Annotated in this window: 13 protein-coding genes and 2 pseudogenes; 1 reads left to right on the forward strand and 14 read right to left on the reverse strand. The window is 43.8% G+C overall.

Annotation, left to right across the window (positions count from 1 at the left end; genetic code table 11):
* Window positions 1-214: 214 nt before the first annotated feature.
* Window positions 215-2650 carry a hybrid sensor histidine kinase/response regulator gene (locus HC752_RS13005; RefSeq protein WP_190335600.1) on the reverse strand — a complete coding sequence of 812 codons (2436 nt, stop codon included), beginning with the start codon at window positions 2648-2650 and terminating at the stop codon, window positions 215-217.
* A gap of 119 nt (window positions 2651-2769) precedes the next feature.
* On the opposite strand from HC752_RS13005, the gene HC752_RS13010 reads away from it, so the two are divergent.
* Complete coding sequence (locus HC752_RS13010) at window positions 2770-3339, forward strand: UPF0149 family protein (protein WP_190335601.1); 570 nt, start codon at window positions 2770-2772, stop codon at window positions 3337-3339.
* 96 nt (window positions 3340-3435) lie between these two features.
* Here the strand turns inward: HC752_RS13010 and nadA are convergent, their stop codons facing one another.
* From nadA to cydA, 13 genes and pseudogenes are all read right to left on the reverse strand, one after another.
* The gene (nadA, locus tag HC752_RS13015) at window positions 3436-4497 is read right to left on the reverse strand and encodes a quinolinate synthase NadA (protein WP_190335602.1); all 1062 of its coding nucleotides are present in this window, start codon (window positions 4495-4497) and stop codon (window positions 3436-3438) included.
* 179 nt (window positions 4498-4676) lie between these two features.
* Window positions 4677-5456 (reverse strand): tol-pal system protein YbgF, encoded by a 780-nt coding sequence (ybgF, locus tag HC752_RS13020; RefSeq protein ID WP_190335603.1) that lies wholly within the window; start codon window positions 5454-5456, stop codon window positions 4677-4679.
* Window positions 5457-5469: 13 nt separating this feature from the next.
* Window positions 5470-5832: pseudogene (pal, locus tag HC752_RS13025) on the reverse strand (peptidoglycan-associated lipoprotein Pal); the annotation flags it as partial.
* A gap of 77 nt (window positions 5833-5909) precedes the next feature.
* Window positions 5910-6006: pseudogene (locus tag HC752_RS25455) on the reverse strand (peptidoglycan-associated lipoprotein Pal); the annotation flags it as partial.
* Window positions 6007-6075: 69 nt separating this feature from the next.
* Entirely contained in the window at window positions 6076-7428 is a 1353-nt protein-coding gene (gene tolB / locus HC752_RS13030; RefSeq protein WP_190335605.1) for a Tol-Pal system beta propeller repeat protein TolB, read from the reverse strand.
* Between the two features lie 12 nt (window positions 7429-7440).
* The gene (gene tolA, locus HC752_RS13035; RefSeq protein WP_190335606.1) at window positions 7441-8496 is read right to left on the reverse strand and encodes a cell envelope integrity protein TolA; all 1056 of its coding nucleotides are present in this window, start codon (window positions 8494-8496) and stop codon (window positions 7441-7443) included.
* 18 nt (window positions 8497-8514) lie between these two features.
* Window positions 8515-8955, reverse strand: coding sequence for an ExbD/TolR family protein (locus HC752_RS13040; RefSeq protein WP_190335607.1), 441 nt, complete (start codon window positions 8953-8955; stop codon window positions 8515-8517).
* The gene (gene tolQ, locus HC752_RS13045; RefSeq protein ID WP_190335608.1) at window positions 8955-9641 is read right to left on the reverse strand and encodes a protein TolQ; all 687 of its coding nucleotides are present in this window, start codon (window positions 9639-9641) and stop codon (window positions 8955-8957) included. The genes HC752_RS13040 and tolQ overlap by 1 nt, the downstream gene beginning before the upstream one ends.
* A complete protein-coding gene (ybgC, locus tag HC752_RS13050) occupies window positions 9631-10053 on the reverse strand; it encodes a tol-pal system-associated acyl-CoA thioesterase (RefSeq protein ID WP_342029477.1) in 423 nt (140 codons plus the stop codon). Before ybgC ends, tolQ begins: the two co-directional genes overlap by 11 nt.
* Window positions 10054-10203: 150 nt before the next feature.
* Window positions 10204-10512 carry a cyd operon protein YbgE gene (gene ybgE / locus HC752_RS13055; protein ID WP_190335610.1) on the reverse strand — a complete coding sequence of 103 codons (309 nt, stop codon included), beginning with the start codon at window positions 10510-10512 and terminating at the stop codon, window positions 10204-10206.
* Window positions 10502-10612 (reverse strand): cytochrome bd-I oxidase subunit CydX, encoded by a 111-nt coding sequence (gene cydX / locus HC752_RS13060; RefSeq protein ID WP_190335611.1) that lies wholly within the window; start codon window positions 10610-10612, stop codon window positions 10502-10504. Before cydX ends, ybgE begins: the two co-directional genes overlap by 11 nt.
* Window positions 10613-10623: 11 nt before the next feature.
* The gene (gene cydB / locus HC752_RS13065) at window positions 10624-11760 is read right to left on the reverse strand and encodes a cytochrome d ubiquinol oxidase subunit II (protein ID WP_190335612.1); all 1137 of its coding nucleotides are present in this window, start codon (window positions 11758-11760) and stop codon (window positions 10624-10626) included.
* A 15-nt stretch (window positions 11761-11775) separates the two neighbouring features.
* Window positions 11776-13362 carry a cytochrome ubiquinol oxidase subunit I gene (gene cydA, locus HC752_RS13070; protein ID WP_190335613.1) on the reverse strand — a complete coding sequence of 529 codons (1587 nt, stop codon included), beginning with the start codon at window positions 13360-13362 and terminating at the stop codon, window positions 11776-11778.
* Window positions 13363-13696: the final 334 nt, after the last annotated feature.

Here is a 13696-nt window from a genome sequence, read left to right on the forward strand (position 1 = left end):
TGTTCGAATAACGTTTGCCATTCTTGGTTGGTTCGTCGTTTGACCATTTCAAGTCTCCTTTGAGTTGGAGACTTGATCTTATTATTCGAGACGGATGATTAGAACGCGGGGTTCATGATGCGCTTACGATTTATCGATATAATTAATGCGAAAAAGCACCGAAAGCTAAACCTCCGGAGCCTTAATAAGAGCTTTTTGTAATTAACTTACGAAGTCAGTCAGCTAAACTTAACGTCAGCACGTTAATGTCTTCTTCTGATGGCATTGTATTTTCACGAAGAGCTGTCACGATTGTGTCGATTGTGCTGAGTTCATCATTACTAAACCTTATGCTGTCTTGGCTTATGATGCACTCTAGGATCTGAGTTGCTTGTTCAAAGTCTTGGTTATCTAGGCAGACATACAAATCAATTAATCTCTGCTCAGTGTGCTTACTCGATGCTTTCATCGAGCTAGAGGAGCTGAATTCTAATGCATTCTTCTTCAACTGATTTAAACGTTCTGAGAACTTGATTAAAACATCATCTAATTCCCTTTCATCAATCGGTTTGGCGAGAATGTGGTCAGCTCCTGCATCCAGCATTTTTTCTCGTGTCTCTTTGAATACATCCGCGGTGCAACCAAGAATGAGTCCTTTAGATGATGGGTGTTTCAAGTGACGAATCCGCTGCGTCGCTTCAATGCCATCCATCACTGGCATATGGTTATCCATTAAGATGAGGTCAAAGGCTTTCTGAGTGACGATTTCAACTGCTTGCGCTCCATCGACAACGCTGGTGGTATCAAACCCCTTACTGCGTAAGAAGGCATCCATGATCATAGTGTTCGTTCGATTGTCTTCTACTATCAGGGCAGACAAACCATTACAGTCAAATTTTTGGTGAACGACGTCTTGTGTACTTTCTGGTAAGCAAACGTCTATTTGCAACGTTAAGAAGAAGCTAGAACCAATGCCCTCCTCACTTTTTACGCTTATATTCCCCCCCATTCCGTGTACGATTTTTTGAGTGATCGCTAGCCCAAGCCCTGTCCCACCGAAGCGCCGAGTAGTTGTAGATTCGGCTTGCTCGAACGGTTTGAATATTTTCCCTTGTGCTGATTTTGAAATACCAATGCCAGTATCACGCACTTGTATCGACAAGTAGACTTTTCCATCACGCTCATATTCGTTTAAATACACTTCAATAAAACCGCGAGAAGTAAACTTAATAGCGTTGCTCAGTAAGTTAAAAAATATCTGCCGGATCCGCGCTTTGTCGCCGTTGTACCAACGCTCTGGCGGCACTTCACTATATACTTTAAAATTCAACCCCTTTTCTGCCGCTAACGAAAAGTACACACTATTTATACTGCCGATAATGCTGATCAGTGGAAAAGGGGACGGGTCGAGCTCCAGCTTGCCTTGCTCTATTTTAGAAAAGTCCAAAATTTCGTTGAGAAGCGTCATCATATGCTCGCCGGACTCATAAAGACTATGTAGCAGTTTACTCTGATATTCCGTTAAGTCTGTTTTAGCCAGTATTTGCGCCGTACCTAACACACCGTTCATTGGTGTTCGAATTTCATGTGATAAGGTTGCGAGGAAGGCAGATTTCGCTTTGGTCGATGCTTTCGCCTTCACCGTTTCTTCTCTTAAGTACACCGTCTTGCTATTAAAACTATCAATGAGATGCTTTATTTCATCATGGCTGTTGTATTTCATATCAATGATGCCATGAGTCGTGCTATCGGACACCTTGTCTGCAATCACGACAATCGGGCGTATTAAGTAGCGATTAATTAAGTAGTAACCGATCATCACACAAAGCAACAAAAACGGCCCGATGACAAATTCCAAGCTCATCACCAATTCAAACGTTTCTTCTCCAACCAATCTTTTGGCGTTAACCACCTCAATTTCCCAATTGTATTTCCCAAACGACAGCCTAGAAATATAAATATCTTTTGTGAGTGAAAAGTTGTGCTCCGTTATGGCATTGCCCGTTTTGTCTTTAATCAACACACCGAGCTCATATTGATTGGCATGGTTTTGAACGTATTTAATTAATTCCGACAGAGAGATGTCGATAGTAGAAACCCCTTTAACCACGCCATTCTGATAGTAAGGTGTCGACGCCGTAATCATTTGAACATGGGTATACGGATCGATATAGACATCAGACCAAGAGACCTCTTGAGCCTTAACATTTAAAGCGGAGGTATACCAAGGTTCGAGATTATATCCTCTTGATTCTGGGTTGTTCCATAAATGGATGAGGTCAACACCGCCCTCAGAGTTCTTGTTATAGAAAAGGCTATTAAGCCGAATATCTTTATCTATCGAGTAAGGCTCTGGCCATGTACCGCCACTCACTATCATGTTGGTACTTTGTGCAATCATGGCGGGCAGAATAGATTTCAAGTCATCATATTGCTCTGAAGCTTCACCTACGGCCGCAATAGCGTATAACAAGCCTAGGGAACCGTTTAACGATTCGTCTAAACTGGTCGCAAGAAGTTCGGTTCTTAAATCTAAGTTTTGTTGAAGCTTACTTTTGATGGGAGACTCTACAACCAAGTAGGTAACGCTGCCTACGGTAGCAATAAAGAAACAGAGGTATAAACCTAAAGCGATGATACTTTTCTTTTTAAGTGAAGATTGAATCGCCATATTATTAGCCAACAATACACATATTAGAAAACCTATATCTAAGTATGGTCTTCATCAACCCTTTTTCCAGTTGCTTGAGCTTGATACACTATCTTAATCACTCAAGAAGGAAACGTATTTTGACTTTAACAGAATTACTTGCTCTACCAGAAATGGAAGACAAAATTTTAAACGAATACCAAATCCGTGGGTTTGTCACATCCATGGCAGCTGCTCCGAATATTATTGACCCAGCTGAATGGCTTGCGTTTCTTTGGGGCGGTGAAGAAATCGCCCCCTTTTCTACCCCTGAACATTTAGAGTTTTTTGCAGATAAAGTTATTGCTATTTGGAATGATGCGAGACCAAAACTACTTGAAGGGACTTGGCAGTGGCCTGAAAACTGCGCTCTAGATGACGAAGAAATTGTCAATGAACAAACTCGTCATTTCACTGAAGGGTTGTTACAAGGCTGGGGAGTATCTCGTGATGATTGGGAAACATTAATGCCCGAAGACAGTGAAGATAACGCGCTTTTAGGTGGCGTTATTTTATCCATGAGCATGTTGTATGATCCAGAAACGGCGGTCACCACTCTCGCACAGCAAGGAATAGAGGGGCTAGAACAGTTTGAAGAGATCTTCAATGCCATTCCCGTTATGCTTTGTGGGTTAACCCAACGTGGTGTGACATTAGCGGAAGCTCAGTAACGGCTGAGTTCTTACCTTGGATCACAATATTCCATAATCAAAAATGCCGCATGTATCGCGGCATTTTTCGTTTTTCTAAAGCACTGAATAAGGTCTTTAAGCGTTACCTTTTACTTGCATATTGAGCTGTTCTGCGAATTCCAACATCCGGTTTAGTGGAATAAGAGACTTCAATCGAACCTCTTCATCCACAAAAATTTCGTGCTCCTCTCCACCATCAGTTAGCGCACTCTCAATAGCCGATAGACCATTCATCGCCATCCAAGGGCAATGAGCACAGCTACGACAAGTCGCACCTGCGCCAGCAGTTGGTGCTTCAATAAGCTCCTTTTCAGGCACCAATTGTTGCATTTTAAAGAAAATACCCTTGTCTGTTGCAACAATCATTTTCTGATGCGGTAACTCTTTTGCTGACTTGATCAACTGGCTAGTGGAGCCTACCGCGTCTGCTAACTCTACCACGCTTGCCGGAGATTCTGGGTGAACCAAAATAGCGGCATCTGGGTAGAGGTTCTTCATCTTTTTCAATGCGTCAGCAGAAAATTCATCATGCACGATGCATTCACCTTGCCAAAGCAACATGTCTGCACCTGTTTTGTTCGAGATATAAGAACCCAAATGACGATCGGGTCCCCATATAATGGGCTTGTCTTCTGCATCTAGATGTTCGACAATTTCAAGCGCAATACTTGAGGTAACCACCCAATCCGCCCGTGCTTTTACTGCTGCCGACGTGTTGGCATAAACTACAACGGTATGATCAGGGTGGGCATCGCAGAATTCGGTGAATTTATCGGCTGGACAACCAAGGTCAAGCGAGCATTCTGCTTCTAGATTTGGCATTAGGATGCGCTTTTCTGGTGTCAGGATTTTTGCGGACTCTCCCATAAAACGCACGCCACCAATGATCAATGTACTTGCTGGGTGGCGATTACCAAACTTTGCCATTTCTAAAGAATCGCCAACGAAGCCACCAGTCGCTTCGGCCAACGCCTGAATTTCAGGATCAGTGTAGTAATGTGCAATCAATACCGCGTCTTTTTCCTTCAGCAACGTTTTAATATTGGCTATGTGCTGCTGCTTTTGGTCTTCAGTTAGAGGGACGGGTTTAGGAGGAAAAGGATATACGGTCTCAATTGTGTCTAAAATGTGGCTCATTGCTCTTGCTCTACGCAACTTCCAAGTAATCCGAGTATTGTATACCCAAATGACCGCAGGCTTCCAGAGCCTAGATAGGCAAGTGGTGAATTAGTTATTTCAATTTGATTGGTTTTGATACTTGGTACGAGGGAGAGATAGAAATAAATCAGGGTCACTAAGTGACCCTGATTTTTCAATTATTGCATCTGTTTTTTTGCCATATCAGCTGATGCGCTTTGAGGATATTCACTGATAACTTGCTGATAGTATTTTACCGCAGCATCCGACTTATTATTCCGCTTAGCAATGTCCCCAAGCTTGAGTAAAGCATCGGCCCGCTTACTCGACTCTTTATACGCAACAACTGAAGCAAAGCTTTTTGCTGCCTCAACATCCTGCTTTTTCGCAAAGTAGAGCTGACCTAACCAATAATGGGTATTGGAGGCGAACTTAGAATCTGGGAAATCTTTTTGAAACTGTTTAAATGCGGTAATGGCACCAGCGTAGTCACGCTGCTTCAAAATTAAATCAACGGCATCTTGATAAGCCGTTTGTTCGTCTTTGTTTGTGCTAAACGTTCCAGACGTTTCTGAGCCAGTTTCGGCCTCGACAACAGGCACCTGCTGTAATTGCTGCCTCGTATTGTCGAGTTCAACAAACAGCTCTCGTTGCCTTTCTAACATCTGTTTCATTTCGTAGGAATTACGTTCAACAATGCCACGCAACTCGCCCACTTCTGAATTTAAGTCGTCAATTTGCTGCTGCATTTGAATTTGAATTTTAGCGCGATTTTGCAGTAGACGCTCAAGACGCTGCACATCCGTCTCGTTAACAGACGATACCCTTGCCGAGGATGGGTTGGAAGTGGCGGTAGTGGTGCTATTGAGATCAGTTACTGGAGCTGGTGCGGCGAATACTCCATTCGCCGCACTTGCTAGTAACATAAGCGATACCAGTCGCTTAGAGTTACTGAACATAGGAGAATTCCTATTAGTATACTAGTACAGCGCGACGGTTTTTAGCGTAAACGTCTTCGCTTTGACCTAGAAGTAGAGGACGCTCTTCACCGAAGCTGATCACTTCAATTTGATCTGCCTGAACACCTAGGGCTTGTAGGTATTTAGCAACGGCTTCTGCACGGCGCTCACCTAGTGCAATGTTGTACTCAGGAGTACCACGCTCATCGGCGTGACCTTCAATGCGTACTTTAAGTGCAGGATCTTTGCTGATAAATGCCGCATGCGCCGCCAGCATATCTTCGTAATCAGACGAAATTGTTGAGTTATCAAACGCAAAGTAAACAGTCTGAGTTTCGCGAAGTTGCGCTTCTTTGATCTCTTGCTCTGTTAACTGAGACCCTGTCTCTAGTGGCGTTACTTCAGTTACAGCTTCTTTTACCACTTGCTCAGCATTGTTAGTTTGAGAAGCAGCAGAGGCGTCTGCCGCTTTGTCGCTTGAGCTACATGCCGTAACAGCTAGTACTGGTAGCGCAATCAGAAGCCCTTTAAGAACTTTATTAAGTTGCATCTTTTTCTTCCTTATTTGTCCGAAACTTTGTTTTAACCGATTTGCCGAACTACGTACAAATGGGTATTTCTACAAAAATGGTGACCAGGCGGGAGCTCTTACGCGCCCATTCGTTGCCGGTAATCTAGCTTTAAAGCGACCATCTATAGAGACCATAGAAAGTACATTCTTCTTCCTATACATGGAGCTGTAAATGACCATACCACCGTTTGGCGCAATACTTGGAGACTCGTCCAGTTGTGTTTTTGTTAACACTTGTACGGCTCCTGTTTCCAAATCTTGCTTGGCCAAATTAAACCCAGAATCGTTCTGATTAACCATAATCATGAACTTTCCATCAGGTGTGATTTGCCCACCCAAGTTTTGGCTGCCTTGCCATGTTAGACGGTTGGTCGCACCGTCTAACAAATTTACTCGATATATCTGAGGTTTACCACCCCGATCCGAGGTAAATATGAGTGATTGCCCGTCAGGATGCCAAAATGGCTCCGTATTATTTGCTCTACCTCTCGTTATTTGATTCAATTTTCGAGTTTGTAAATCAAGAACGTAAACCTGAAGGCTTCCGGACTTTGACAATACGATTGCCAGTTTTTTACCGTCTGGTGAGAATCTTGGCGCACCATTATGACGAGGGAATGACGTGAGCTTTTCACGTTTACCGGAATAAATATCCATTAAGAAAATTTCTGCACGTCCATTTTGGAAGCTAACATACGCCAGCTGACGAGCATCTGGAGACCAAGCGGGGGACATTAATGGCTGTTTTGAACGCAATACTAGGCGCTCATTATAACCATCGTAGTCTGCAATTCTGAGCTGGTAAGGAAATTTTTCTTTGTCATTAATAACAACATACGCAATACGCGTTAAGAATGCCCCTTTTTCGCCCGTCAGCTGCTCGTATACAAGATCAGAGATTCGGTGCGCATATTCGCGTAGTCTTGGACCTGGCACAGTGGCACGCTTGGTAAATAAAACATGGTCTTGCGATAGCACAAGTTCACCAGTATCACTCAAGGCTTTGCTTTGCCCACCCGTCAGTTGACCACGTACAACATCAACAAGCTGGTATTCAATTAAATAATTACCATCGGCTTTTTTGGTCACCGATCCCGTGAGTAAGGCATCAACGCCAAGCGCTGTCCACGACGAGAAATCGACATCAACATCGGAATAAGGCGTTTGAGGCATTTTGTTTGGGGCAACGGGGCTGAATTTACCGCTGCGCTGGAGATCAGAGGATATAACAGCACTAATATCGTGGGGTAACTCTCCCTCACCTTCCCATTTAAATGGAATGATGGCAATAGGTCGAGCCGAATCGATACCATCAGTAATCACCAACTCTAAAGCGGCGTTGGCTACGTTCGCCATGCTGATAAATAGTACCAGCAGTCCTAGTAAAAGGCGTTTAGTCACTTCTTAGTCCTTTTAATCTAATTCAACAGTTAGATTGATATTCTTTAGCTCTTCTGCTATTTCCTTGTCACTTGGGACAGGGAAAGAGCCAACTTGCGCAATCGCACTTTTGGTCGCAGTACACACACGAGAGTCACCGCCTAATACTTTAACGCCATTCACAATAGCATTGTTACCCGTATGTATTAGACGCATATTGACTTTGCACGACTTTCCCACAAATGAGTCATCCTTCAACAGGCGGCTCTGGATCAGTTGCTTATAAATAGCGCCGTATCGTTGAACTTCGCTGCTAACATGCTGCTGTTTTGCAGCTGAGTTTTGAGAGTTCTCACTTTCAAGACCAGCAAAGATATCGTTTAGAGCGGCTTCTTGCTCTTTTCGTTCCCTTTTAAGACGCTCTAAGCGCTCTTTTTCTTGTTTGGCTTTTTCAGCGGCTTCTTTCGCTGCCTTTTCTTTCGCTATCCGGTCAGCTTCTGCCTTCTCGGCGACTTCGCGCTCACGCTTGGCTTTTTCTTCCGCTTCCTTGGCTGATTTTTCCCTAGCAATCCTTTCCTGTTCTGCCTTCTCTATCGCCGCTTCTTGTTTAACTCGCTCTGCCTCTGCCTTTTTCACGGCCTCTTCTTTGGCTTTGCGTTCTGACTCGGCTTTAGCAACACGTTCACGTTCTTTGTTTGCTTTCTCTTCAGCAGCTTGACGCTCCTGTTCTTTCTTCTGACGCGCTTTTTCGGCTTCTCTTGCCTCTTTCTCTGCCTTGGCTTTTTCTTGCTTGAGCTTTCGAATGCGTTCTTCTTCTGCCTTACGGTTTTTCTCTAATTGCTCACTTTGCTTTCTTAGCTTATCTAGGCGTTCTTCTTCAGCACGTTGAGCAGCTTCTCTTTGTTGCCGAATTTCTCGAGCTTGTTGTTGAACCATTTTTGGATCAATAACAACCGCCTGAACCATATTGCCTGTTGTGTCCTTTTCTGGCTTAGAAAAGTCCGAGCCCCATAGAAGCCCCACAATAAGCACTATGTGCAATACAGCGGATACAATGATTGCTGAGGTATAGTTGTTCTTATTTTTCATCGATTAACCGATGCGTCCCTATTTTAAATCCGTCAGCAAACCCACTTTAGGGATGCCTGCCCGGCTTAACTCGTCCAATACCAATACGACTTCAGCATATGGGGTGGCGGCATCGCCTCCCACCGCAACTGGAGAATCTGGTGCAAGAGATATTTCAGCTTTCACTCGAATAATGATGTCTTCCAAACTCAGACCGCGAATAACGTCTTCATCGTTCACACTGAGCCCTAATTGCCCATTTTTGTCTATCTCTACGATAATAAAGCTCGCCTTACTGTTGCCAGCTAAGTCCGACGCAGGTTGTGCTGTGGTTGTTTTCGGCAACTCTACTTCTACGCCTTGCGTAACAAATGGCGACGTCACCATAAAGATAATTAAAAGCACCAGCATAACGTCGATGTAAGGTACGACGTTTATCTCTGCCGTTAGTTGTCTTTTCTTACGCTGGTAACCTGCCATTACTGTTCCTTACCAGCGATAGCCTGACGGTGCAAAATGCTGTGAAATTCTTCCGAGAATGTCGCGTAGGTATGCTCTAGTTTAGACACCTGATTACTGAAGCGGTTATACGCCATAACGGCAGGAATAGCGGCAAAAAGACCCATGGCTGTGGCGATCAACGCTTCTGCAATACCAGGGGCAACCATAGCAAGTGTTGCTTGTTTCACTTCACCTAACGCTATAAAGGCATGCATAATGCCCCAAACTGTACCAAATAACCCAATGTAAGGACTTATCGAACCTACTGTTGCTAAAAACGGCAAGCTGTGTTCTAACTCGTCAACTTCCCGTGAGACCGCCACTCGCATCGTACGCCCAGTGCCTTCCATCACGAAGTCAGGAGAGGTGCCTGGAGAACGACGTAATTTTGCGAATTCAGTAAAGCCCAAATAAAAAATTTGTTGGCTACCACTGATGTTGTCTTTTCGAGCTTTCACTTCTTGGTAGAGTTGAGAAAGGTCGACGCCAGACCAAAATTTATCTTCGAAGCGAGCGGCGTCTTGCAATGCTTCTTTTAGAATTTTACTGCGCTTAATAATCATCGCCCAAGAAATAACTGACATACCAAGTAAAGTCAGCATCACAAGTTTTACGAGTATACTTGCTTGTAAGAAAAGATCTAAAATTGAAATATCAGCTGTCACTGTCTATAAACTCCGCAGTCATTGAGCTTGGGATTGCCTGAGGCTTCATTGTTTTTGTGTTAACGCATGCTACCTTAATTGTTGCTCGGCACAATGTTTTGCCGTCAGGATTAACTAACTCCTGACAAAATACCATGGAAGCTCGCCTTAATTCAGTAATTGATGTTCTTACTGTCAATTGGTCGTCCAACCTTGCGCCTTGTAGAAAATCCATTTCAACATGACGAACAACAAAACCGAAGTGTTCAGTAAGAAGTTTTTGTTGGCAGACTCCGAGTGATCTCAGAAATTCCGTTCTGGCTCTCTCAAAGTAGTTAAGGTAATTGGAATGATATACCAAACCACCCGCATCAGTATCTTCGTAATAAACCCGAATTGACCACTCAAAGATGCGCGCAAATTCTCCTTTCACCAAGACACCAATCACAAAAATAATAAAACGTAACTATACCTTATGTTGTGACTTCATCAGGAAAAATAAAGGGATTTTTTGTGGTTAACACCAAAAAAACAAGAGCAGTTGTCTGATAACTGCTCTAAGAGGCGAAGGTTTAAACACAGATTACACAATAAAGCGCATAAGGGTAAAGTAAACGAGGGCTGCAATGGAGAGATAAGGGCTAAAGAACACCTGCCAAATCCAATGCCTTGGTTTAAACCCTATTCCATACACCATGCTGGAACATACACTGTAAATAAACAATGGCGCGAGAAAAGCACTAAACCCCCCTACGTCTTCTGTATATTGAGTCGGGTCCCACATAAAGAGCCCTACGTTGCCAAACGCCAACAGTAAGGAAAGAGCCCGCAAAAGGGCTCTATCCATAGGTTCGTGGAGCTTAGCAACAATGTCTGCCAAGTTATTCTTCACTGTCCTTATCCATCATTTCTGAGTGTTCTAACCAAAGCGCATTGATGATGCCAAACGCGCACGCCAGTAATACACCCAAGATCCATGCAAAATACCACATAGCAATGCTCCTTAGTAAAGTGTGCTTTTGTTTTCTTCAATGAACTTTGAGTCAAGACGACCAAACATTTTGTAGTAGGTCCATGTTGTGTAACTCAAGATGATCGGCACCATCACAAAGGCAACACCCGTCATCAGATTCAGTGTCAGTTCACTTGATGTCGAATCCCACATAGTCAAACTGTGGTTTGGTACTTCATTAGAAGGCATAACAAAGGGGAACATGGCAAAACCTGCGGTAAGAATGACACCTGCATTGGTTAAGCTTGACGTTAAAAATGCAAACCCACCTTTTTCAGAACGAGAGGCGACTATCGCTAGCAATGGCATAACGACGCCTAAAAATGGTGCTGCCCACATCAATGGATACTTCTCAAAATTAAGCATCCAAGCGCCTTCTCGAACCTCCACCACTTTGTTTAGTGGATTAGATTGCGCCGCAATATCAAGACCACTTACGACAACGTAGCCATCCATGTCTTGCACCCAAAAACCCGCACCTACAAAGGTGACAATGAGCAATACCCCAGAGACTTGAGCGACAACACGCGCTCTGTCATGCACCGCACCAGCGGTTTTCATTTGAAGCCATGTTGCACCTTGCATCACAATCATCGATAAGCTAACTACACCGCAAAGCAAAGCAAATGGATTCAGTAAATCAAAGAACGAACCGTGGTACGTCGGCATTAAGAATTCATTTAACTTAAATGATACACCTTGAAGCAAATTACCAAACGCGACACCAAAGATCAGAGGTGGTACGAAACCACTGATTGAAATAGCGATGTCCCAAGACTTTCGCCATTTTGGATCTTCAATCTTTGAACGGTAATCCAAACCAATTGGACGCAACCATAAAGCAGCTAAGGTAATCAGCATTGCTAGATAAAACGCAGAGAAGGATGTGGCGTAAACCAACGGCCAAGCCGCAAACAACGCACCACCCGCAGTGATAAGCCAAACTTGGTTACCATCCCAGTGCGGTGCAATTGAATTAATCATAACACGACGCTCTGTGTCACTCTTTCCAATGATAGGAACCAGAGCACCCACACCCATATCGAATCCATCGGTAACGGCGAAGCCAATGAATAGGACACCAATCAGCACCCACCAAATGAATCGCAAGATTTCGTAATCAAACATCTTTATGCTCCTTGCTTATGCTTCTACTTGCCGACCGACTTTGTCTTCGATCGAGTTGGCATTTTGTTCAAAGTGGTAACGACCTGTTTTAAGGCTGCTAGGTCCCTTACGCGCAAACTTCACCATCAAGTACACTTCTGCAATCAGGAACACTGTATACAACGCAAGAATAACGAATAACGATGTCCAAATTTCTGCTGCAGTCAGAGCCGATGCCGCAACATACACAGGCAAGATTTCACCTACTGCCCATGGCTGGCGACCGTACTCAGCGACAAACCAACCCGCTTCAATCGCAATCCACGGCAGTGGGATGCTGAATAAGGCGGCTTTAAGAACCCAAGGTTTTTGCTCAATTTTTTGTCGGCATGTCTGAATAAATGCGGCACCAAACACAAATAGCATGATAAAGCCGCACCCTACCATAATTCGGAACGACCAGAACAACGGCCAGACAGTAGGGATTGAATCATCCGCCGCGGCCTGAATTTGACTTTCAGTCGCATCGGTCACATTTTCAGTGTATCGCTTCAGAAGTAAGCCATAACCTAAGTCACCCTTCACTTCATCGAATGCTGCCAAGTTGGATTCTGACTTATCTCCTGCACGAAGTTTTTCAAGAAGTTCATACGCGTACATACCATTACGTATACGATCGACGTTTTCATCACGTAAGTCGCGTAAACCTGTTACTTGCTTATCGAAAGAACGAGTAGCGATGATGCCCATTGCGTATGGGACTTTAATGGCATAGTCGGTTTCCATGGTTTCCTGATTTGGTAAACCAAAGATCGTAAATGACGCAGGAGCGGGCTCTGTATACCATTCTGCTTCAACAGCGGCCAATTTGACTTTCTGAACATCCCCCAACTCATAACCAGATTCATCGCCAAGAACAAGTGTTGATAAGATGGCAGCCATACCGAATGATGCCGCAATCGCAAACGAACGACGAGCAAACGCTACATCTCGCCTTTTCAACAAGTAATAAGCACTGATACCAAGAACAAACATGGCACCACAAACGTAGCCAGAAGCAACCGTGTGTACGAATTTCACTTGAGCCACAGGGTTGAAAACGACCTCAGAGAAGCTCACCATTTCCATACGCATAGTTTCAAAATTGAACTCTGCACCAACTGGGTTTTGCATCCATCCATTGGCGATAAGAATCCACAACGCAGAGAAATTTGAACCAAGAGCGACTAACCAAGTCACCACTAAATGCTGTCGTTTGGTCAATCTGTCCCAACCAAAGAAGAAAAGACCGACAAAAGTAGACTCTAAAAAGAATGCGACGAGAGCTTCAATGGCAAGTGGCACACCAAATATGTCACCCACATAGTGAGAGTAGTAGGACCAGTTCGTACCAAACTGGAATTCCATTGTTAGACCGGTTGCAACACCGAGGGCAAAGTTAATACCAAAAAGCTTACCCCAGAACTTTGTCATGTCCTTGTAGATTTGCTTGTCGGTCATTACATAAAGGGATTCCATTATGGCCAGCAAGAAAGCCATGCCTAAAGTCAATGGAACAAACAGGAAGTGATACATCGCGGTGAGTGCAAATTGCAACCGCGACAGATCAACTACGTCAATCATGGTAACTCCTTTTCGTGTCGGCTGAGTGACACTGATTACACATTACAGTGTATGTTTAGGTTACTTGGCTGAAGCAATAGATAACAAGCAACACTAAATGTTGCGAAATAGCCGCCTATTGTTGCAAACCTGTACCTAAATGGTTAGTTTAATGTTAAGTGATAGCTAATACAGCTTTGGCTAATATTAGCGATAAAAGCGGCATGTTTCAAAAGATTTATACCCTAAATCTGCTTTGATTTAGGTCAAAGTCCAAGCTAAATAATGATTAAAAAACAACCAAGTTGATCTATATCAATCGAGGCGTATTTTCTGGCGCTCTATATATTGACTC

Origin of the sequence: Vibrio sp. S9_S30 (assembly GCF_014694455.1) — a bacterium.
Lineage (GTDB): Bacteria > Pseudomonadota > Gammaproteobacteria > Enterobacterales > Vibrionaceae > Vibrio.

Excerpts from the sequence above, each read along its gene's own strand:
- HC752_RS13005 (WP_190335600.1), bottom strand. The coding sequence starts at position 2,650 with ATGGCGATTCAATCTTCACTTAAAAAGAAAAGTATCATCGCTTTAGGT.
- nadA (WP_190335602.1), bottom strand. The coding sequence starts at position 4,497 with ATGAGCCACATTTTAGACACAATTGAGACCGTATATCCTTTTCCTCCT.
- ybgF (WP_190335603.1), bottom strand. The coding sequence starts at position 5,456 with ATGTTCAGTAACTCTAAGCGACTGGTATCGCTTATGTTACTAGCAAGT.
- tolA (WP_190335606.1), bottom strand. The coding sequence starts at position 8,496 with ATGAAAAATAAGAACAACTATACCTCAGCAATCATTGTATCCGCTGTA.
- HC752_RS13040 (WP_190335607.1), bottom strand. The coding sequence starts at position 8,955 with ATGGCAGGTTACCAGCGTAAGAAAAGACAACTAACGGCAGAGATAAAC.
- cydX (WP_190335611.1), bottom strand. The coding sequence starts at position 10,612 with ATGTGGTATTTTGCATGGATCTTGGGTGTATTACTGGCGTGCGCGTTT.
- cydB (WP_190335612.1), bottom strand. The coding sequence starts at position 11,760 with ATGTTTGATTACGAAATCTTGCGATTCATTTGGTGGGTGCTGATTGGT.
- cydA (WP_190335613.1), bottom strand. The coding sequence starts at position 13,362 with ATGATTGACGTAGTTGATCTGTCGCGGTTGCAATTTGCACTCACCGCG.